We start from the raw sequence: 20,753 nt of genomic DNA, 5'->3' as shown, positions 1-20,753 counted from the left end.
TTTACCCCGTGGCTTAACGAATCGCCAGCGCGCCTTGATACACCGTCGGCCCGGTCGGCTGCTTGCTCACCGATCCACCCTTGGTTTCCGAGCTCACCATCAAGCCCACCGGTTTGCTGATGGATTCCTGCTGGCGTGGATTCAAGCCGATGATGCCTTTGCCATTTTCCGGCAACAGGCCGAGGGATACCGGCGTGCCGTCCTCGGGGATGGCCCACAGTTCCAGGCTCTGATCAGGGGCAGGGGCCGTGGAGGCAATCGGCTGCACTTCCAGGTAGTCCTTGTGGGCCATGATCTGCGCTGCCGGCTGCTGGGTGGTGGTCACCAGGGTGGCGGCGGATTTGACGCTGTCCTGGGTGTAGAGCGCGCCGCCGATACCGGCGGCCACTACAGCGCAGGCGCCGATGAACAGGCGCGGGCGGCTCCAGAATGAAGGCTTGTGATCAATCACTTGGGGGTGGATCGTCGTCATAAGTCTCTTCCTGACAAATTTTGTAGTCAGTTCATGGACCGGCTTATCGCAGTTGGGTTCCGGAGCGGGTTTGGAACAAGTGACGAAAAGGCCAGTCAAACGCCTGCTTTCACCCCTACATCCAGAGGTTGTTTCGATGAAGATTTCACGCGGTTTCGCCCTTTCCTGCCTGATGACCCTGGCAGCCGGCCCGGTATTCGCCGCCGGGTTCAGCCTTGGCGATGCGGCCAATGCGATTTCCGGTATGCAGGGCGGCAACAACAAAGCCGCTGCCGTTGCGCCGTCGTCCGAAACGGCCGGTTTGCTGAGTGCCCTGACCTCACAATTGAATGTCACCCCCGAGCAAGCCGTCGGCGGCACCGGCGCCATGCTGGGCCTGGCCAGGAACCAACTGAGCAGCAGCGACTATTCGCAACTGGGGAAAAGCGTGCCGGGTCTCGATCAACTGTCGGGCAGCAATGCGTTGGGTAGCCTCGGTGCCTTGAGCGGCATGCTCGGCCAGAGCGGCGGCAGCAAGACCAGCGGCCTCGACGGCCTGCTGGGTAACGTGAAGAACACCAGCGACCTGAACACCGCGTTCAGCGCGTTGGGCATGGACAGCGGCATGATCGGCCAATTCGCCCCGGTGATCCTGCAATACCTGGGCGGCCAGGGTGCCAACAGTTCGCTGCTGGGCAAACTGGGCCAGGCTTGGGGCACCGGCAGCTAAGGCCGTGGTCCTTCAAAGCGGGTTCGCCCCCGCTTTGAAGTGGCCGGCAGGTTGCGGGGAACAGCGTTACGGTTGGTACTCAAAAGTACATTGGGAGGCGTCGATCGGCACCGCGCCGCCTTGATTCCCGCAGCTGGTTCCTTTCCATGCTGTACCGGTCGCGGCCTTCGGGTTGTTAAACGGCAGGCCCAATTGAACATAGGGTTTGGAAACGTTGTTCACCGGCTCTGCGTTTTCTCTTTGTGTTGTACCGCCATAACTGCAGAGTATTTTCCCGTGGATCATTTCGGCACTGACTAACATCAGGTTGTATTTAGATTCGAGGTAGGTCTCGCTTGTGGCCGTGGACTGGCCCTCCCACATCTGGCCACCGGGCCCGGGGGCTTCGTATTTGAAGCCTTGGTTGAAGTCCGGAGGAAGGTCCGGGTCGGTATACGGCGTAGCTTTTATTGAACTGACTGCGGGGCACGTGGCCATTTCTGCATGGGCAATGTTCGCTGCTGTCAGTAACGCTATGCCGGCGAAGAGGACTTTGATGGTCATGATCAGGGCACTCGACTGAGATGGAGTCCTTAGCCTAATCAGCCGCCCAAGGCGGGCGGAACTGTTAACTCTGACAGTTTTTTATGCGTTTTCAGACGATGCCCTATCGCGGGTTCGCAGCAGGGCAAGCGAGTCCAGGCGTGGGGCGCGGGTAGCCAAGGATTGAGTCAGCCCCTCGTTTGGCAATGCTGCGCAACAACTCTCGAGGAACTGTGTGGGATGTTTCACCACCTACGGGGACTGCCCCAGGAAAACCAACCCTCCTGAGGTGGATTCTTCAATCCGGTCAGGTAGGAGTCTTCCATGAACATCGTCAACACCTACAACGCTCTCGCTAGCGCTTCGTATCACGCCGCGACCCACAAGCCCGCTGCCGCAGAGCAAGGAAAAGCGCCCCACGACGCCAGCCAGGAGCAGGCTGATACCGTGAGCAGTCACGACACCATCGAGATAGCGCACGGGTGGCGTACCGGTGACGATTCGGCCACGTGGCCTAAGCGCCCGTAACGGTTACTTTGCCAATAAGGCCCCAGCGGTTTCGCCTCGCAGTTCCTGAATCCGCTGATCCTTCTCCATCCAGAGCCGGTTCACCCAGTTCTGCACGACCTGGCGAAACGCCAGGTCGTTTTCGTAGTCGCCCTGCCACAGCGCCGGGTCCAGCTCACGGGTGCGGATATCGATGATCACCTTCGGTACCGCCCCGCTGATCAGATCCCAGAACCCCGGCGTCTTCGCTTGCGGATAGACCACGGTCACGTCGAGCACGGCATCCAGTTGTTCGCCCAGTGCCGCCAACACAAACGCCACGCCGCCGGCCTTGGGCTTGAGCAGGCGGGCAAACGGTGAGCCTTGCTGGGCACGCTTGGCCTCGCTGAACCGGGTGCCTTCCAGGTAGTTGACCACCGTCACCGGCTGGCGCTTGAACAGCTCGCAGGCCTGGCGGGTGATCTTCAAGTCCTGGCCCGCCAGTTCCGGGTGCTTGGCCAGGAACGCCTTGGTGTAGCGCTTCATGAACGGATAATCCAGTGCCCACCAGGCCAGGCCGAGGAAGGGCACCCAGACCAGTTCTTTCTTCAGGAAGAACTTGAAGAACGGCGTGCGGCGGTTGAGGGCCTGGATCAGCGCGGGGATATCGACCCAGGATTGGTGGTTACTGATCACCAGGTACGAGGTGTCGCCGCGCAGGTCGTCTGCGCCGCGGATGTCCCATTGGGTCGGGATGCACAGCGCGAAGATCAGTTTGTCGATTTCGGCCCAGGTCTCGGCGATCCACATCACGGCCCATGACGCGTAATCGCGATAGCGACCGGGGGCCACCAGCTTGAGCAGGGCAAACACCGTCAGCGGCCCGATCAGGACCAGGGTGTTGAGCAGGAGCAGCAGCGAGACGAAACAGCCGGTGAGCAGGCGGCGCATAAGTAACTCTTGGAATCCTGTGGGCGGGACATAATAAGAGAGCGGCGTCTAGAGGCCAAATCGCAAATCGCCCGACGAATGTTTCACAATATGCCGGGTATGGTTGCCGAACTAACTAAGTGCTGCCTTTGCGGTCTAGAATTCGCCTACTTCTTTCCGAGGAAATCACTTCGTGAAACTGCTCCTTGCCTCGCTCGCCCTGGTGGTCTTGCCCGTCATGGCCGCCGAACCGACCGTTTACGGTCGCTACGAATACATCCAACTGCCGGAGATCGGCGAAACCTTCAAGGCCAAGATGGACACCGGCGCGCTGACCGCCTCGCTGTCGGCCCGTGACATCGAGACCTTCACCCGTGACGGCGACGATTGGGTGCGCTTCCGCGTCGGCGGCAAGGACGCCGGCAACAAAGTCTACGAACACAAGGTGGCGCGCATCAGCAAGATCAAGAGCCGCGCCGACGAAGACGAGGACAAGGAAGAAGCCACCGTGGCCACGCGCCCGGTGATCGACCTGGAAATGTGCCTGGGCAACGTCAAGCGCACCGTCGAGGTCAACCTCACCGACCGCAGCAGCTTCAACTACCCGCTGTTGATCGGCGCCAAGGCCCTGCGTGAGTTCGGCGCCGCGGTGAACCCGGCGCGTCGCTACACCGCCGACAAGCCGGACTGCTGACGGACCGCCATGCCGCACATCCTGATTGTCGAAGACGAAGCGGCGATAGCCGACACACTGGTTTTCGCCCTGCAAGGCGAGGGCTTTACCACCACCTGGCTGAGCCTCGGCCAGGAAGCGCTGGCCCACCAGCGCCAGACCCCGGCCGACCTGATCATCCTCGACATCGGCCTGCCCGACATCAGCGGCTTTGAAACCTGCAAGCAACTGCGGCGCTTCAGCGAAGTGCCGGTGATGTTTCTCAGTGCCCGCGATAGCGAGATCGACCGCGTGGTCGGGCTGGAGATCGGCGCCGACGATTATGTGGTCAAGCCGTTCAGCCCACGGGAAGTGGCGGCGCGGGTCAGGGCGATCCTCAAGCGCGTCGGCCCTGGCGTCGTTCCGGCGTTGTTCCAGGTCGACCTGGAGCGCATGCAGATCACCTACCGTGGCCTGGCACTGAGCCTGACCCGCCATGAGTTCCGCTTGCTGCAAAGCCTGCTGGAACAACCCGAGCGTGTGTTCAGCCGCGAACAACTGCTGGACGCGGTCGGCGTGCCGGCCGATGCCGGCTATGAGCGCAATATCGACAGCCATATCAAAAGCCTGCGCAGCAAATTACGCAGCGTGGCGGCGCAGGCCGAACCGATCCAGACCCATCGCGGCCTCGGCTACAGCTACAGCCCGAGCCACAGCTGATGCGCCTGGGGCTGCGGTTTTTCCTGGTCTACGCGCTGTTTATCGGCTTCACCGGTTACTTCGTGCTGAACACCGTGATGAAGGAAATCCGCCCCGGCGTGCGCCAGTCCACCGAAGAAACCCTGGTGGACACCGCCAACCTGCTGGCCGAAATCCTGCGCAACGACGTCAAGAACGGCACCCTCGCCCAAAGCCACTGGCCGGAGCTGCTCAAGGCCTACGGCACCCGTCAGCCGGGCGCGACCATCTGGGGCCTGCCGAAAAACCAGGTCAACCACCGCATCTACGTGACCGACGCCAACGGCATGGTGTTGCTCGACTCCAGCGGCGAAGCCGTGGGCCAGGACTACTCCAAATGGAACGACGTGTACCTGACCCTGCGCGGCGAGTACGGCGCGCGTTCCACCCGCAGCGCGCCGGATGATCCGGCCTCGTCGGTGATGCACGTGGGCGCGCCGATTCGCGACAACGGGCAGATCATCGGCGTGGTCACGGTGGCCAAGCCGAACAGTTCGCTGCAGCCTTATGTCGATCGCACCGAGCACCGGTTGCTGTGGTACGGCGCCGGCTTGGTGATCCTTGGCCTGCTGCTCGGTGCGCTATTGTCATGGTGGTTGAGCGTGGCACTGCGCCGGCTTACCGCGTATGCCGAGGCGGTCAGCGAGGGGCGGCGCGCCGAATTGCCGCATTACCGTGGCGGCGAGCTGAAGCAGTTGTCCACCGCTGTGGAGCACATGCGGACACAGCTGGAGGGCAAGGCTTATGTGGAGCATTACGTCCACACCCTGACCCACGAATTGAAGAGCCCGCTGGCGGCGATTCGCGGCGCGGCCGAGCTGTTGCAGGGCGACATGAGCCGCGAGCAGCAACAGCGCTTTGTCGGCAATATCGACAGCGAAAGTACCCGCCTGCAGCAGTTGATCGAGCGCTTGCTGAACCTGGCCCAGGTCGAGCATCGCCAGGGCCTGGAGGCGCAAGCCAGCCTGCCGCTGGCCGCGCTGGTGGACGATGTGCTCAAGGCCCAATGCGCGCGCATCGAAGGTGCCGGCTTGCGCATCGAACAAACGATCGGCGCTGAGGTGAAGGTCTTCGGCGAACCGTTCCTGCTGCGCCAGGCCCTGGGCAACCTGCTCGACAACGCCCTGGACTTCACGCCGGCGGGCGGAGTGTTGCGGTTCAGCGCACAGACCCGGCACAACGCTGTGCAGGTCAGCCTGTTCAACCAGGCCGCGCCGATTCCCGACTACGCCTTGCCGCGCCTGAGCGAGCGTTTCTACTCGCTGCCGCGTCCGGCCAGCGGGCGCAAAAGCACCGGCCTGGGCCTCAACTTTGTCGAGGAAGTGATGAAGCTGCATGGCGGCACGTTGCAGATCGGCAACGTACACGGTGGCGTGCAAGTGGTGCTGCATCTCCACACAGTCTCCACACTGCCCACATAAATTTCCCACATGCGCGGCTCACGCTTTCCCCATCAAAACAGGGAGAGCCCCATGAACCGCAGCCTGCTTTTCAAACTTGGCGCGATTGCGCTATTGATCCTGCTATTGCTGATTCCATTGCTGATGATCAACGGCCTCATCGCCGACCGCCAATACACTCGCGACAGTGTCCTGATGGATATCGCCCGTAGCTCCAGCTACAGCCAGCGCCTCACCGGCCCGGTGATGGTGGTGCCGTACCGCAAGACTGTCCGCGAGTGGAAGCTCAATGAAAAACTGGGTAAGCGGATTAAATGGTTGATCTTACCTTTGCATGAGAGTGAGACAGACCGGCATCTCATCGGATTATCTGGTTGATGCTTCACCTACTGCTGGTGCATGTTTCCTTCGCTAATTCCAGCAAGAACCCCACACGCCTCAACTTCCCGGTCATCGTTGCAACTCGCTCTCAGTGAAACGAGTTGTTTCTCAAGCGCTTGCAGAGCGGTTATCTGCGACCGCACATGAGAGATGTGATCATCGAGCAAGGCGTTGACGGCGGTACAAGGCTGATGAGGGTCGTCCTGATAGCTCTGTAGTTCGTGAATCTCAGCCAGTGACAGGCCCAGGATTCTGCAGCGACGGATGAAGGCCAGCCCCTCACCATGCTTCTCGGTATAGACACGGTAACCGTTGTCCTGCCGATCAGGCGGCGGCAACAAGCCCTGCTGTTCATAGAAGCGGATCGTCTGTGTTTCGACCCCTACCAACTGCGCCAACTGACCAATGCGCATCAGCCTCCTCCCCAACGGATTCTTTACTCTATTGACCTTATAGTAGCTTTATAGTTTTAAATGGTACCACAACATTGTTCAAGTGGAGTCGTATCATGAGCAAATCCTGTGGTGGCGCCTGTGGCGGTGATGCAACGTCCGCAGCGGATACCGATATACAGGCCTCCTCCGAGGCGCCAGGGAGATGGGTCAGTGTTTATGCCGTGCCGAAGATGGACTGTCCATCAGAAGAACGAATGATTCGCCTAGCCCTGAACGGCTTTGAGGAGATTCGGGCGCTGTCCTTCGACTTGTCGAACCGCCGGCTGAAGGTCGTGCATGACGGCGAGGTCGAGCCCGTCACCTCGAAACTGAAGACCTTGGGGCTAGGCGCCTCGCTTCAGGAAACCGTCGCTGCAAATCCGGAGACCATCAAGGCCGCCGAGTTTTCGGCAGCTTCTGCTAAGCAAGAATCCGGGACCCTGCGCTGGTTGCTCGGCATCAATGCACTTCTGTTCGTGGTGGAAATGACTGCCGGTCTGATCGCCCAGTCCACCGGCCTGATTGGAGAATCCCTGGACAATTTTGCCGATGCGGCGGTGTACGGGCTTGCCCTTTATGCGGTTGGACATAGCGTGAAAATGCAGGTACGTGCCGCGCATCTTGCTGGTGTACTGCAACTGATCTTGGCTGTGGGCGTGCTCGTAGAGGTGGTGAGACGCTTTGTATTCGGTAGTGAGCCTGAATCGCTGGTGATGATGGCTATCGCATTCGTCGCATTGATTGCCAATACCAGTTGTCTGCTGCTCATATCCAAACATCGGGAAGGCGGGGCGCACATGAAGGCAAGCTGGATATTCTCGGCCAACGACGTGGTGATCAACCTGGGGGTCATCACCGCCGGCGCCCTGGTCGCGTGGACCGGTTCCAATTATCCGGATCTGATTATCGGCACCATCGCGGGGGGCATTGTACTTAACGGTGCCAGACGCATTTTGGCGTTGAAGGGTTAAATAATGCTCATTATTGGCAAAAAGCTCTCGCCGTATGCCCTATTGTCCATATCGGGCCTGCTGGCAGCGTCTGATCAGGCTGTAAAGTGGCTGGTGCAGCAATCAATGGCCTATGGCGAGTATGTTTCGGTGACCCCGTTCTTTAACTGGGTGCACCTATGGAACACCGGTGCCGCATTCAGTCTTTTTGCGAATGGTGGAGGCTGGCAGCGCTACTTTTTTATCGGAATCGCGGTAGTGGTCTCGATTTTTCTGATCAAGCTGATCCTTGAAAATCGTCATAAAGGAGAAGCCATCGCTTACAGTCTTATCCTCGGTGGCGCCATGGGCAACCTGATTGACCGGGTCTTTCGCGGCTATGTTGTGGATTCCTTTGATTTCTATTGGCGAGACTGGCATTGGCCGGCCTTCAACCTGGCTGATATTGCAATTGTCCTCGGTGCCTTACTTTTCGTTTCCAGCAGCTTGTTGGGTAAAAAAGCAAACACCAATGCCGAGCCGGATGGATCTGACTGACACCTACGCCTATACAACACCATGACCGAACTTCCCGACAACATCCTTCACCTGCCGCAATACCAAGTACTGGGCTGCAAATCAACCGACGACGAAATGCACTTCCAGGTGGACGTGCCCGATCCCATCGCCTGCGAGGAATGCGGCGTGCAGGGTGAGTTCGTACGGTTCGGCAAGCGTGACGTTCCCTATCGTGATCTGCCCATCCACGGCAAGCGGGTCACTCTCTGGGTGGTCCGCCGCCGATACACCTGCCGGGCCTGCAAGACAACATTCAGGCCCCAGCTACCGGAGATGGTGGACGGATTCCGTATGACACTGCGGCTGCATGAGTACGTGGAGAAGGAATCCTTCAACCACCCCTACACCTTTGTGGCGGCACAGACCGGCCTGGACGAGAAGACGGTGCGCGACATCTTCAACGCCCGCGCCGAGTTCCTGGGGCGCTGGCACCGCTTCGAGACGCCCCGCATCCTGGGCATTGACGAGCTATACCTGAACAAGCGCTACCGCTGCATTCTGACCAACATTGAGGAGCGAACCCTGCTCGACCTGCTGGCCACCCGCCGCCAGGACGTGGTGACCAACTACCTGATGAAGCTGAAAGACCGGCAGAAGGTCGAGATCGTCAGCATGGACATGTGGAACCCCTACCGGGCAGCGGTCAAGGCTGTGCTGCCCCAGGCCCGTATCGTGGTCGATAAGTTCCATGTGGTGCGCATGGCCAACGATGCCCTAGAGAGAGTGCGCAAGGGCCTCAGAAAGGAGCTGAAACCGTCCCAGAGCCGGACTCTCAAGGGAGACCGGAAAATCCTGCTGAAACGCGCTCACGAAGTCTCAGACCGGGAGCGCCTCATCATGGAGACCTGGACAGGCGCGTTCCCGCAACTGCTGGCCGCCTACGAGCACAAGGAGCGCTTCTACGGCATCTGGGACGCCACCACACGGCTCCAGGCAGAAGCCGCCCTGGACGAGTGGATAGCCACCATCCCGAAGGGCCAAAAGGAAGTCTGGAGCGATCTGGTCAGGGCAGTGGGAAACTGGCGCGAAGAGACCATGACCTACTTCGAGACGGACATGCCCGTCACCAACGCTTACACGGAGTCCATCAACCGACTGGCCAAGGACAAGAACCGTGAAGGGCGCGGTTACTCCTTCGAGGTGATGCGGGCACGAATGCTCTACACCACGAAGCACAAGAAGAAGGCACCGACTGCGAAGGTCTCTCCTTTCTACAAGAAAACCATCGGTTACGGACTGCCGGACTTCGCAGAGGAACTCAACTACGGAGTCGATCTATCAACCATCTGAGGGTGGTATCAGATTGATGGGGTGAAGGTGCCCCATCAACCATTAAATCCGTATACCCGAAAAACTCAACAGGCGCTACGAGGAAACCCGTGAAGTGCGCGGTCGTCTGTATTTCCTGCCGGAGCGTTTTGAGCTCGACGGGCGGGTGCAGACCGAACTGCGTGCGCGTGGCATCTACCAGGCCCGGCTGTTCCACGCCGACAACCGCATCAGCGGACGCTTCGTCTTGCCGGAGCAATGGGGCATCAAGGAAAATTTCGCCGATTACCGCTTTGAGCCGGCGTTTCTGGCGGTGGGTATCAGCGATATTCGCGGTATCGAAAACGCACTGAAGCTGGAGCTGGGCAGCCAGCGCCTGGAGTTTGCGCCAGGCACCCACGTGGAGTGGCTGGGCGAGGGGGTGCATGTGGCGCTGCCGGAGCTGGACAGCAAAACCCCTGCCGCGCTGGACTTCGCCTTCGACCTGCGCCTGCAAGGCACCGAGCAACTGCAAGTGGTGCCGGTGGGCAAGACCAGCCAGGTCACACTGGCCTCCAACTGGCCGCACCCGAGCTTCATCGGCAACTTCCTGCCGGCGCAACGGGAAGTCACCGACAAGGGCTTCAGCGCCAACTGGCAGACCTCATTCTTCTCCACCAACCTCGAAGAAGCCCTGCGCGGCTGCCTGGACGAACGCGGCTGTGACGACTTCAACAACCGCAGCTTCGGGGTGAACTTCATCGACCCGGTGGACCAGTACCTCAAGAGCGACCGCGCGATCAAATATGCGCTGCTGTTCATCGCCCTGACCTTTGCCGGTTTCTTCCTGTTCGAAGTGCTCAAGGGCTTGGCGGTGCATCCGATCCAGTACGCCCTGGTGGGGTTCGCCCTGGCGTTTTTCTACCTGTTATTGCTGTCGTTGTCCGAGCACCTGGGCTTTGCCTTGGCGTACCTGATCTCGGCGAGTGCCTGTGTGTTGTTGATTGGTTTCTACGTGTGCCATGTGCTGCGCAGCGTCGCCCACGGCCTGGGGTTTTCGGCCGGGCTGGCGGCGTTGTATGGCTTGTTGTACGGGCTGTTGAGTGCCGAGGACTACGCGCTGCTGATGGGCTCGCTGTTGCTGTTCGGCCTGCTGGGGACGGTGATGGTGCTGACACGCAAACTCGATTGGTACGGCGTGGGCAAACGCAAGGCGGCCGAGCCCTTGGCATTCGATCTGGAGGCCGTGCAATGATCGGGTTGCGTGAGGACCAGCGGGAGCGAGCGCAGTTGGTGGCGAGGATTGTGGCGTTGTTTCCTGCGCCACCTATGCGCAGGGTCAAACCGGCGGCTGTGTCTCAAGCATCGAAGGGCGCTGGCTGACTTCGGCGTACCAGGCGGCAAGCTGGGGGTTGGCGTCGCGCCAGTGCAGGTCCGGGTGGCGGAAATCCAGGTAACCCAAGGCGCAGGCCACGCTGATCGCGGCGATATCGAAGTGGCTGGCCAGTTCGGCAATCGCATCCGCTTCCAGCTCCGCCAGGGTGCGCCGGATCTTGTTGCGCTGTTCGTCGAGCCACGGCGCCCAGTGTTTTTCCGGCGGGCGCAGGGCGCTCTCGTAACGCACCAGCACGGCGGCATCCATGATGGCGTCGGCCATCGAGGCCAGGGTCAGGCGACGCCAGCGGGCCGAGCCGTCACGCGGGATCAGCGGGTTGCCGACGTGCTGGTGGTCGAGGTAATCGAGGATCACCCGGCTGTCGTGCAACACCGTGCCATCGGCCAGGCGCAAGGCCGGGATCTTGCCCACCGGGTTTTCGTTGACCAGTTGCACGTCCGGGTTGACCGGTGTCGGCATGCAGAGCTGCAGGGCCACACGGTTCTGCTGGCCGGTTTCGGCCAGCAGCACGCGGACTTTGCGCACGAACGGCGAAGCGGGGTTGTGGAACAAGGTCATGCTGGGAGCGGACATAGGCATTCCTCTGGATGGGACGGGCAGTCGCTAGCCTAGTGGGTTGCGCGGTGGCTGGCGAGGGGGGGCTGTGGTTCTTGAGGGCCTCATCGGGGGCAAGCCCCCTCCCACAGGGGAATGCATTCCAAATGTGGGAGGGGGCTTGCCCCCGATGGCGTCCTCAGCCACGCCGCCTGAACAACCCCCAAGTCCCAATGACCGCAGGAATACTCAACCCGACCCAACTCAGCGCATCCCACAGCCAATCCCTATGGATGGGATGGGCAGTCGCTAGCCTAGTGGGTTGCGCGGTGGCTGGCGAGGGGGGGCTGTGGTTCTTGAGGGCCTCATCGGGGGCAAGCCCCCTCCCACAGGGGAATGCATTCCAAATGTGGGAGGGGCTTGCCCCCGATGGCGTCCTCAGCCACGCCGCCTGAACAACGCCCAAGTCCCAATGACCGCAGGAATACCCAACCCGACCCAACTCAGCGCATCCCACAGCCCATCCCCCAGCAACGCGGCAAACAAACCGACGGCGCTGAGCAGGCCGATCCCCAGCGGAATGCCGAACACCTTCCAGAAACTCGACTGACGCGGCCTCATGCCTTGCCCGCCTTGCGCCGCACCCACCACAGGTACACACCGCTGCCGAGCACGACGATGGTCAGCCCATCCAGCAGCGCCCAGAGGATTTTCATCGGCATGCCGCCGTAGTCGCCGAAGTGCAGCGGCTGCGACATGCCCATGGCGTCCATGTACCACGGCCGCTCGGCGATCGCGGTGACGGCCAGGCTGCTGGCGTCGATCAGCACCGGCGTGAGCAGGTGCGAGGTCAGGTGGGTGCTGCCCTTCATGAACACCGCGTAATGGTGCTCACTGGAAAAGCGCGTGCCGGGGAAGGCGATGAAGTCCGGCTGCATGCCGGGCTCGGCCGCGGCGGCGATCTTGAGCAGATCGTTGGTCGGTGCGCGCTGGGTCAGCGGCGGGGCGTGCTGGTACGGTTCGACCATCGCGCTGAGACTGTCGGTGCGCCAGGCGGCGATGATCAGATCGGCGCAGGCGCTGATCACGCCGGTCACGCCGACCACCAGCGCCCAGGTCAGGGTGACCACGCCGATCAGGTTGTGCAGGTCGAGCCAACGCAGGCGGGTGGATTTGTCCTGGCGCACGGTGGCGAACGTCAAGCGGCGCATGAACGGCAGGTAAAGCAGCGTGCCCGAGACAATCGCCAGCACAAACAACAGGCCCATGAACGCCAGCAGCCACTTGCCCGGCAGGCCGGCGAACATATCCACATGCAGGCGCAGCAGGAACAGCGTCAAGCCGCCGTTGGCCGACGGCATCTCCACGGTTGCGCCGGTGCGCGCGTCGAGCATGAACGTGTGCGACGCATTGGGTTCGGTGCCGGCGGTGGCGGCCATGATCGCGATCACGCCGTGCGGGTCGTCTTCGTCCCACGCCAGGTATTGCATGACTTCGCCAGGGCGATGCGCCTGGGCTTTGGCCACCAGTTGCTCGAGGTTCAGCTGTGGTGTGTCGGCGGGCATCTGCTGCAACTCGGGTTCGTTGCCCAGCAGGTGATCGAGCTCGTGGTGGAAAATCAACGGCAGGCCGGTAAGGGCGAGCAGCAGCAGGAACAAGGTGCAGATCAGGCTGGTCCAGGTGTGGATAAAGGACCAGCGGCGGATGGTTCGGCTTTTCATTTGTTGGCCTTCAGACACACCCGGGCCGCCCCAGGGGGCGGCCGGATGGTTAACTCAGTCGTTTACCACTGGTAGGTGGCGCTGGCGACCACACTGCGCTGGTCGCCGAAGTAGCAGTAGGAACCGTCACAGGTGGAGAGGTAGTCCTTGTCGAACAGGTTGGTCGCGTTCAGTTTCAGCGAGGCGCCTTTGAGGCTGTTGTCCAGGCGGCCGAGGTCGTAATGCACGGCGGCGTCGAACACCGTGTAGGCGTTGGCCTTGCCCGTCCAGGTATTGCCCTGGTCGCCATAGGTATTGCCGGTGTAGCGGGCCCCGGCGCCAATGCCGAAACCGTCGAGCATGCCGCTGTGCCAGGTGTAGTCCGTCCACAGGGAGGCTTGCTGGTTCGGCATCAGTTGCAGGCGGTTGCCTTTGTATTGGCCTTTTTGCACTTCGGACTTGGCCAGGGTGTAGGCGGCTATCAGCTTGAGGTTTTCACTCACGTCAGACACGGCTTCGAGTTCCAGGCCCTTGACCTTCACTTCGCCGGTCTGGTCGGTCACCGATTCGCCCCCGGCGCCGAAGCTGGTGACCAGCACGTTTTTCTGGGTCAGGTCGTAAACCGCTGCGCTGAGCAATGTGTTGGAGCCGGGAGGCTGATACTTGACCCCCAGTTCCCATTGCTTGCCCTGCGTGGGCTTGTACGATTTGACCGGGTCGACGCTGGCATTGCTCGCCGGCTGGAAGGACTCGGCGTAGGACAGGTACGGCACGAAGCCCGAATCGAAGACATAGCTCAACGCCGCGTTGCCACTGAAGTTCCGACTGCGGTCGGTGTTGGTCGCGTCGTCCTTGTTGAAGTACGTGGTGCCCTGATGCACCCAGTCTTCACGCCCGCCGAGGGTCAGGCGCCATTTGTCGAGGGCCATCTGGTCTTGCACGTAGAGGCCGGTCTGTATGGTTTTCTGGTTGTAGTCGTAGTACGCGTCGGAGCGCGGCGGGCGGACGATCGTCTGGCCGTAGGTCGGGTTGAAGATATTGGTCGTACCGGCGCTGCTGAAAATCGACAGATACGAAGTGTCGGTGCGTTGATGATCGAGCCCCAGCAACAGCGTGTGCGTGATGTCAGCCGTGTTGAAGTCAGCCTGGAAATGGTTGTCGACCGCGAATTGGCCGATGTTTTCGTCAACGTTGGTCGACGAACGACCGATGTTGCCCGCAGCGTCGGCAGGGCCGTAGATCAGTGAGCCCACGGTCAGTTGCTGGAACGCCAGCTCCGACTTGGTGTAGCGCAGGTTCTGGCGGAACTGCCATGTATCGTTGAAGCGATGCTCGAACGCATAGCCCAGCGCGTAGTAGGTGCGGTCGTAAAATTCATAGTCCGGATCGCCGAGGTTCTTGTGGTGGGAGACCTCGCCCAGCGGCGATTTGATCTTGGTGCCCTGGATCGGCAGGAACTGGCTGGTGGTGCCGGTATCGTCGCGGGTGAACTGCGAGAGCAAGGTCAGTTGGGTATCGGGGTCGATGTTCCAGACCAGGCTGGGGGCGATGTTGTAGCGCTTGTTGTCGATGTGGTCGACCTGGGTGCCAGCATCCCGGACCACGCCGCTGACGCCGTAAAGGAACTGGCCTTCATCATCGATTTTGCCGGTGCTGGCGAAATTGATCTGGCGATAGTTGTCGCTGCCGTACTGCACTTGAATGGCATGGCTCGACTCCGCGCTGGGGCGCCGGCTGACCATGTCCAGCAGGCCGCCCGGCGGGGTCTGGCCATAGACCGAGGAGGCTGGGCCACGCAGCAGGGCGAGTCGATCCAGGTTCCAGGTTTCGGCCTTGGGGTTGGCGTACACACCGCGTGGCAACGGCAGGCCGTCGAGGAATTGGGTCGGTTCGAAGCCGCGAACGCGCATCCAGTCGTAGCGGGTGTCGCTGCCGTAGCTGGCGGACACAATGCCGGGCATGTATTTGACGGCGTCATCCAGGTTCTGCACGTTGCGGTCCTGCATCTGCTCGCGGGTGGCGACGGAGATCGAGCGCGGTGCTTCGACCAGCGCGGTATCGGTCTTGGTGCCGGCGGCGGTGCGCGTCGCCAGGTAGCCTTGCACTGGGCCCCAGGCGCTTTCAGTGTTGCCCTGGGCAACGATGCTGGTTTGCGGCAACGCCACGACCCCGTCCGCAATCGCCACCAGCGTGTAAGTCCCCGCGCTGCTCTGCTCCACCTGCAAGCCGCTGCCGCGCAGTGCCTCGCGCAGTGCGCCCGGGGCGTCGAACTGGCCCTGGACCGGCGCCGAGGTTTTGCCTGCGGCCAGTGCCGGGCTGAGGGTCAGCGCGAGGCCGGCCTGGCTGGCGATCTGGTTCAGGGTGGCGGCCAATGGCGCGGCGGGCAGGTTGTAGGCGCGCACGCTGGACGCTTGCTCGGCGGCGATCAGCACGCTGCTGGTCAGCGGGGTGCTGAGGGCAATGGCCACGGCTAACAGGCTGGGGCGCAACAAGGTGTCTAGCGTGCGGGACATGGGGCGGCTCCTGAATGGAAGTAATTCGCAATTACCCCTGTGCCGAGCGAGATTCGAAAAGTGATAGGGCTTGGGGAAAATAATTGTTGCCTGGGGCTATTCGGTGTTCTTGAGGGCCTCATCGCGGGCAAGCCCGCTCCCACCTTCGACCGCGTTCAGCCTGATACAACGCGGTCGAAGGTGGGAGCGGGATTGCTCGCGCGAGCAATATCCCAGACACCGCCGGACCTAGGGCCTACCCTTCACCGTCACCCACCACGGCGTGCGCTGTTCGATCCGCACCGGCAGCGTCGGCAGCAGCGCGTTGAGCGCCAGGGTGGTGTCGTGCAGCGGGAAGCTGCCGGTGATGCGCAGGTCGGCCACGGCGTTATCCACACCCAGGTAGCCGCGGCGATAACGGCTCAGTTCCTCGACCACATCGCCCAGGCGGGCGTTGTCCACCACCAGCATGCCGCGGGTCCAGGCGTCGGTGGCGGGGGTGACGGCGAGCAGCGGGCCGAGGCTGTCGCTGCGCATCAGCACTTGCTGGCCGGCCTTGAAGATCTGTTCCTGATGCAGCGCCTCGGGTTGCGCGGCCACCGCCGATTGCAGCACGCTCAGGCGCGTGGCGGCGTCCTCGCGTTTGACGATAAACCGCGTGCCCAGCGCGCGCAGGCTGCCGTCGCGGGTCTGCACATAGAACGGGCGCGCATCGTTGTGGCCGGTTTCGACGAGGATTTCGCCTTCCTGCAACACGATCAGCCGGCGTTTTTCATCGAAGCGCACATCGATGGCGCTGTGGGTGTTGAGGTTGATCTGCGTGCCGTCCGCCAGTGTCAGCGTGCGTTGTTCGCCGGTGGCGGTGCGTTGATCGGCCAGCCAATAGTGGAGCGGTACATAACGCTCCCCGGCAAACAAGGTCAGGCCGCAGACCAGTGCGATACTCGCCAGGCCGCTGCCGAGTTTGCGCACGCGCTGGCGAATGCCCTCGCGTGACTGCAACAACGCCGCCCGCGCCGGGCCCGAGGCCACGCTGAAGCGCTGGTCGAGCAGGCCCAGTTGGCGCCAGGCGCGGGCATGTTCTGCATCGCTGGCCAGCCATTTGGCGAACTCCTCCTGTTCCACGGCGCTGCCGTCCCCTGAGTCGAGGGACAGTTGCCAGGCAATCGCCGCATCCAGCACCCGGGCTGACACCGGTTTGCAACTGATCGCACTCACAGCGGCTCGCCATACAACGCGATGTAGCACTGACGGATGCCCTGGGCCAGGTACTGGCGCACGCGCGGCACCGACACGCCGAGGCGCCGGGCGATGTCGGCGTGGCCCAGGCCGTCGATGCGGTTGTAGAGGAACGCGGCGCGGGCCTTGCTCGACAGCGTGCCGAGCAGGCGGTCGATGGCCTTGAGGTCTTCGAGGATCAGTTGCTGGTCTTCCGGCGACGGCTGTTCGCTTTGCGGGATCAGCATCAATTCGCTGAGGTAGGCCTGTTCCAGGGCGGCGCGGCGGAAGTAGTCGAACAGCAAGCCTTTGGCGATCGCCACCAGGAAGGCGCGGGGCTCGCGGGGTTCGCGCAACCCGTCGCGGCCGAGCAGGCGCATGAAGGTGTCCTGGCTCAGGTCTTCGGCGCGGCTCGGGCAGGCCACATTGCGCCGCAGCCAGGCCAGCAGCCAGCCGCGATGGTCGCGATACAACGCACCGACAAGCTCACTGTGTGGGGTCTGGACCGACGACAAGGCATCACCGAATAAACAAGTTTAAACTAACGAGAATTATTCGCGATTGTGTCAGAGGCGTGCAGCGGGCGCAATTGGCGTCTGTCCGGCGGTGCTATTAAAACGATGGCGCCTGCTTGCGCCGTTTCCATTGGCTCAAACGTGCTTGCAGGGCGCGCGGTGTGTCGATGTGCTGCTGGCGCGCGCGGCTGAGCAGGATCAGCATCAGCTCCGCAGTGGCCAGGGCGTCGGCGCTGGCGTGATGGCGTTCGCCCACCTGCAGGTGGAAGTGGTCGATCCAGTCGTCCAGCCCGGCTTCGCGCAGCAGCGCCTCGGGGTACAGCAGCGGGGCGATGTCGGCCACGTCGAGGAAGGTATGGGCCAGGCGATAACCCAGGCTGTCCTTGAGCGCCCGGGCCAGCATGTGTTGATCGAACCGCGCATGGAAGGCCAGCAACGGGCTGTCGCCGACGAACTCCATGAAATCCAGCAACGCGTCCACCGGGTCACTGCCGGCGGCGATCGCGCTGGGGCCGAGACCGTGGATCAGCACGCTGGGGCTGAGTTTTGTTTCGGCGCGTTGCAGGGTGCGCTCGAACATCTGGGAAAAATCCACCGCGCCGTCCTCGATCACCACCGCACCGATGGACAACACCTGATCGCGGTTGAGGTTCAGGCCGCTGGTTTCCAGGTCCAGCACCACCCAGCGCTGGCTGCGCAATGCCGCGTCGCCCAGCGCGACCGGCTGGGGTAACTGCGCCAGGCGCTGCTGTTGTGTTGCGTCGAGATGGGGTTTGGCCGTGCGCAACCAACCAAATAAGTTCACAGCTGATACCGCACGGTCAGGCTGCTTTGCAGGCGCTGGGCCTGGCGCAGGGATTCGCGCAGGATGCGCCGGTCCAGGTGGTTGAGGCTGTCGGGGTCGACGCGGTTGGAATACGGCTGGTTTTCCCGCATCTGCAATTGGTGCTGCTGCATGCGGGTTTGCTGGATAAAGTGGTACGCCTCTTCATAGGCGGCGCCATCCAGCGGCTCGATCACTTCCTTGACCACCAACTGGCGCAGGCGCTCCAGGGTGTTGATGGCGTGGACGTCGTTGGCCAGGGCCAGCAGGCGCGCGCCGTCGACAAAGGGCGTCAGGCCCTGCACCTTGAGGTCGAGGGTGGCTTTTTCGCCGCCTTTGCGCGTCAGCACGAAATCGCGGAAGCGCCCCACCGGCGGGCGCTGGCGCAAGGCGTTCTCCGCCAGCATGCGCTGGAACAGGCGGTTATCCGCGACCTGGTCGAGAATGCCCTGGCGCAGTTGTTCACAGCCCTGTTCATCGCCCCACACCACCCGCAGGTCGAAATAGATGGTCGACCCCAGCAGGTTCTCCGGCGTGGCTTCGCGGATGAACGCCGCAAACCGTCGCGCCCATTCGGCCCGCGACAGGCACAGCTCGGGGTTGCCGGCCATGATGTTGCCTTTGCACAAGGTGAAGCCGCACTGCGCCAGGCTCTGGTTGATCTGCTGCGCGAGGGGCAGCAGGCGCGCACGGATCTCAGCCGCTTCGGCGGCGTCCTTGGCGTCGAACAGGATGCCGTTGTCCTGGTCGGTGTAGAGCGTCTGCTCGCGCCGGCCTTCGCTGCCGAAACACAACCAGGTGAACGGCACGCCGGGGTCGCCTTTGTCGGCGAGGGTCAGCTCGATGACCCGGCACACGGTGTGATCGTTGAGCAGGGTAATAATGTGGGTGATCTGGGTCGACGACGCGCCATGGGCCAGCATGCGCTCCACCAACTGGCCGATCTCGCCGCGTATCGCCACCAGGTTTTCCACCTTGGGCGCGTTGCGGATGGTACGGGCCAGGTGGACCAGGTCCACGCGTTGCAGGGAGAACAGGTCGCGCTCGGACACCACGCCGCACAGACGCTGGTCTTTGACCAGGCACACGTGGGCGATATGCCGCTCGGTCATTGCGATGGCGGCGTCGAAGGCGCTGTGGTCCGGGGTGAGGAAGAACGGCGCATGGGTCATGTGCGCGTCGATCGGCAGGGTGAAATCGCTGGTGCCGTCGGCCACTACCTGGCGCAGATCGCGCAGGGTGAAGATCCCCAGGGGCGCCTTGTGCTCATCCACGATCACAATGCTGCCGACCTGTTGCTCGTGCATCAGCGTCACCGCTTCGCGCAACGGTGTAGCCGGGCTGCACGTCACCGGGTGGCGCATGGCCAACTCACCGAGGCGGGTGTTCAAGGAATATTGGGTGCCGAGGGTTTCCACGGCTTTTTGCTGCACTTGCTGGTTGACCTGATCGAGCAGGCTGCTGACGCCGCGCAAGGCGAAATCGCGGAACTCGCTGGACAGCGCGAACAGCTTGATAAACGCCGGCTTGTTCAGTTGCAGGCAGAAGGTGTCTTCGGCGGCCTTGTGCTCGGTGCGCGTCGCACGTTCGCCCAGCAGTGCCGCAAGGGGGAAGCACTCGCCGGTGGCAATCTCAAAGGTGGGTTCGGCCGAATCCGGCCGTTCGCCGATGACCCGGCCCTGCTTGACGATGTAAAAGTGCTCCACCGGCCCGGCCGACGGCTTGAGGATGCTTTCGCCGGGGCCATAAAAGCGCAATTGGCACTGCTCTACCAGGAACGCGAGGTGCGCGTTTTCCATTTGGTTGAACGGCGGGAAGCGTTGCAGGAACTGCAAGGTGCCGTGGATGTTCTGCAACACCGCAGTTTTTCCCGCCTGGGCGAATGCATCAGCTTTACTCATAACAATGACCGCGATGTTTTTGTCGTTATCGTCCTGCATGGTCGACTCCTGCACGGCGGGTGCCCATTGGACGTAAGTCTAGGTCGATGAAAACGGCGCATAACTAGGGAAAAACCTTACATGACGATCGTCCAAACCCCGTAGAACGCCCACTAGGCAAACTTTCCGACGAAGTGCACATTGTTCGCCCTTCCGCAGATGTCTGACGAGTGTGCTGGGAGATTGATGAGAGCTAGCTGAGAACCGTATGTCCGACCACGATATTTTGAGTGATGCCGAGCGCGAAGCGCTGAGCGCTGTGATGCTGAAGCCTGATTTACCGCCACAACGCGTGTTGATCGTCGACGACGACAAGGATGCGCGCGAACTGCTGGCGGAAATCCTGGGCCTGGACGGGATTCGCTGCATGACCGCCGAGAGTAGTGAGGCAGCCTTGAAACTCTTGAAGTCGAGCCGCTCCATTGGGTTGCTGATCACCGACCTGCGCATGGCGCCGAGCAACGGCCTCCAGTTGATTCGCGAAGTGCGCGAATCCGAGCGCGCGGCGTTGCCGATCATCGTTGTGTCCGGGAACGCCGGAGCGCTGGATGTGATCGATGCGATGCATTTGAGCGTGGTGGACTTTTTGCTCAAGCCGATTGATAGCGTGAAGTTGGCGAAGATGGTCAAGCGCGAGTTGGGGATGAGGTCCTGA

Annotated in this window: 21 protein-coding genes and 2 pseudogenes; 11 read left to right on the top strand and 12 right to left on the bottom strand. The window is 61.9% G+C overall.

Annotation, left to right across the window (positions count from 1 at the left end; genetic code table 11):
* Window positions 1-13: 13 nt before the first annotated feature.
* Window positions 14-472, bottom strand: a complete 459-nt coding sequence (locus RGV59_RS03090) for an anti-sigma factor domain-containing protein (RefSeq protein ID WP_017847871.1) — start codon at window positions 470-472, stop codon at window positions 14-16.
* A gap of 136 nt (window positions 473-608) precedes the next feature.
* Between RGV59_RS03090 and RGV59_RS03085 the strand changes: the two genes are divergently transcribed.
* Window positions 609-1,181, top strand: coding sequence for a DUF2780 domain-containing protein (locus RGV59_RS03085; RefSeq protein WP_017847870.1), 573 nt, complete (start codon window positions 609-611; stop codon window positions 1,179-1,181).
* Between the two features lie 66 nt (window positions 1,182-1,247).
* Here the strand turns inward: RGV59_RS03085 and RGV59_RS03080 are convergent, their stop codons facing one another.
* Window positions 1,248-1,724: a hypothetical protein gene (locus RGV59_RS03080; protein WP_052743389.1), complete on the bottom strand. Its 477-nt coding sequence runs from the start codon at window positions 1,722-1,724 to the stop codon at window positions 1,248-1,250.
* A 303-nt stretch (window positions 1,725-2,027) separates the two neighbouring features.
* On the opposite strand from RGV59_RS03080, the gene RGV59_RS03075 reads away from it, so the two are divergent.
* Window positions 2,028-2,231, top strand: coding sequence for a hypothetical protein (locus RGV59_RS03075; protein ID WP_017847868.1), 204 nt, complete (start codon window positions 2,028-2,030; stop codon window positions 2,229-2,231).
* Between the two features lie 3 nt (window positions 2,232-2,234).
* Here RGV59_RS03075 and RGV59_RS03070 read toward each other — a convergent pair whose 3' ends face one another.
* The gene (locus RGV59_RS03070) at window positions 2,235-3,140 is read right to left on the bottom strand and encodes an acyltransferase (RefSeq protein WP_322246874.1); all 906 of its coding nucleotides are present in this window, start codon (window positions 3,138-3,140) and stop codon (window positions 2,235-2,237) included.
* A gap of 172 nt (window positions 3,141-3,312) precedes the next feature.
* Here RGV59_RS03070 and RGV59_RS03065 point away from each other — a divergent pair, with 172 nt between their 5' ends.
* From RGV59_RS03065 to RGV59_RS03050, 4 genes and pseudogenes are all read left to right on the top strand, one after another.
* Entirely contained in the window at window positions 3,313-3,813 is a 501-nt protein-coding gene (locus RGV59_RS03065) for an ATP-dependent zinc protease (protein ID WP_322246873.1), read from the top strand.
* A gap of 9 nt (window positions 3,814-3,822) precedes the next feature.
* Window positions 3,823-4,491: a two-component system response regulator CreB gene (gene creB / locus RGV59_RS03060; RefSeq protein ID WP_017847865.1), complete on the top strand. Its 669-nt coding sequence runs from the start codon at window positions 3,823-3,825 to the stop codon at window positions 4,489-4,491.
* Complete coding sequence (gene creC, locus RGV59_RS03055; protein WP_322246872.1) at window positions 4,491-5,930, top strand: two-component system sensor histidine kinase CreC; 1,440 nt, start codon at window positions 4,491-4,493, stop codon at window positions 5,928-5,930. Before creB ends, creC begins: the two co-directional genes overlap by 1 nt.
* Window positions 5,931-5,981: 51 nt before the next feature.
* Window positions 5,982-6,221, top strand: a pseudogene (locus RGV59_RS03050) (inner membrane CreD family protein); the annotation flags it as partial.
* Window positions 6,222-6,295: 74 nt separating this feature from the next.
* Here RGV59_RS03050 and cadR read toward each other — a convergent pair.
* Window positions 6,296-6,703 (bottom strand): Cd(II)/Pb(II)-responsive transcriptional regulator, encoded by a 408-nt coding sequence (gene cadR, locus RGV59_RS03045; RefSeq protein ID WP_004364961.1) that lies wholly within the window; start codon window positions 6,701-6,703, stop codon window positions 6,296-6,298.
* A gap of 95 nt (window positions 6,704-6,798) precedes the next feature.
* Here cadR and RGV59_RS03040 point away from each other — a divergent pair, with 95 nt between their 5' ends.
* From RGV59_RS03040 to creD, 4 genes and pseudogenes are all read left to right on the top strand, one after another.
* Complete coding sequence (locus RGV59_RS03040) at window positions 6,799-7,695, top strand: cation transporter (protein WP_004574643.1); 897 nt, start codon at window positions 6,799-6,801, stop codon at window positions 7,693-7,695.
* A 3-nt stretch (window positions 7,696-7,698) separates the two neighbouring features.
* Window positions 7,699-8,211 carry a signal peptidase II gene (gene lspA / locus RGV59_RS03035; protein ID WP_004863699.1) on the top strand — a complete coding sequence of 171 codons (513 nt, stop codon included), beginning with the start codon at window positions 7,699-7,701 and terminating at the stop codon, window positions 8,209-8,211.
* 21 nt (window positions 8,212-8,232) lie between these two features.
* The gene (locus RGV59_RS03030; protein ID WP_004574636.1) at window positions 8,233-9,522 is read left to right on the top strand and encodes an ISL3-like element ISPpu12 family transposase; all 1,290 of its coding nucleotides are present in this window, start codon (window positions 8,233-8,235) and stop codon (window positions 9,520-9,522) included.
* A 49-nt stretch (window positions 9,523-9,571) separates the two neighbouring features.
* Window positions 9,572-10,735, top strand: a pseudogene (gene creD, locus RGV59_RS03025) (cell envelope integrity protein CreD); the annotation flags it as partial.
* Window positions 10,736-10,819: 84 nt separating this feature from the next.
* Here the strand turns inward: creD and RGV59_RS03020 are convergent.
* From RGV59_RS03020 to RGV59_RS02985, 8 genes are all read right to left on the bottom strand, one after another.
* Entirely contained in the window at window positions 10,820-11,449 is a 630-nt protein-coding gene (locus RGV59_RS03020; protein WP_017847862.1) for a glutathione S-transferase, read from the bottom strand.
* Between the two features lie 399 nt (window positions 11,450-11,848).
* Window positions 11,849-12,031, bottom strand: a complete 183-nt coding sequence (locus RGV59_RS03015; protein ID WP_046489074.1) for a hypothetical protein — start codon at window positions 12,029-12,031, stop codon at window positions 11,849-11,851.
* A complete protein-coding gene (locus RGV59_RS03010; protein ID WP_275958613.1) occupies window positions 12,028-13,131 on the bottom strand; it encodes a PepSY-associated TM helix domain-containing protein in 1,104 nt (367 codons plus the stop codon). The genes RGV59_RS03015 and RGV59_RS03010 overlap by 4 nt, the downstream gene beginning before the upstream one ends.
* A gap of 62 nt (window positions 13,132-13,193) precedes the next feature.
* Window positions 13,194-15,623: a TonB-dependent siderophore receptor gene (locus tag RGV59_RS03005; RefSeq protein ID WP_104904335.1), complete on the bottom strand. Its 2,430-nt coding sequence runs from the start codon at window positions 15,621-15,623 to the stop codon at window positions 13,194-13,196.
* A 228-nt stretch (window positions 15,624-15,851) separates the two neighbouring features.
* A complete protein-coding gene (locus tag RGV59_RS03000; protein ID WP_322246871.1) occupies window positions 15,852-16,820 on the bottom strand; it encodes a FecR family protein in 969 nt (322 codons plus the stop codon).
* Window positions 16,817-17,335 (bottom strand): RNA polymerase sigma factor, encoded by a 519-nt coding sequence (locus RGV59_RS02995; RefSeq protein ID WP_026140138.1) that lies wholly within the window; start codon window positions 17,333-17,335, stop codon window positions 16,817-16,819. Before RGV59_RS02995 ends, RGV59_RS03000 begins: the two co-directional genes overlap by 4 nt.
* 97 nt (window positions 17,336-17,432) lie before the next feature.
* Window positions 17,433-18,140 carry a PolC-type DNA polymerase III gene (locus RGV59_RS02990; RefSeq protein ID WP_017847856.1) on the bottom strand — a complete coding sequence of 236 codons (708 nt, stop codon included), beginning with the start codon at window positions 18,138-18,140 and terminating at the stop codon, window positions 17,433-17,435.
* Window positions 18,137-20,059: a DUF294 nucleotidyltransferase-like domain-containing protein gene (locus RGV59_RS02985; protein ID WP_032804651.1), complete on the bottom strand. Its 1,923-nt coding sequence runs from the start codon at window positions 20,057-20,059 to the stop codon at window positions 18,137-18,139. The genes RGV59_RS02990 and RGV59_RS02985 overlap by 4 nt, the downstream gene beginning before the upstream one ends.
* 247 nt (window positions 20,060-20,306) lie before the next feature.
* On the opposite strand from RGV59_RS02985, the gene RGV59_RS02980 reads away from it, so the two are divergent.
* Window positions 20,307-20,753 (top strand): response regulator, encoded by a 447-nt coding sequence (locus RGV59_RS02980; RefSeq protein WP_017847854.1) that lies wholly within the window; start codon window positions 20,307-20,309, stop codon window positions 20,751-20,753.

This window comes from Pseudomonas sp. FG1 (genome assembly GCF_034313875.1).
GTDB lineage: Bacteria > Pseudomonadota > Gammaproteobacteria > Pseudomonadales > Pseudomonadaceae > Aquipseudomonas > Aquipseudomonas veronii.
Note: the sequence above shows the minus strand (reverse complement) of the source record. Positions and strands in the feature narration are given on the sequence as shown.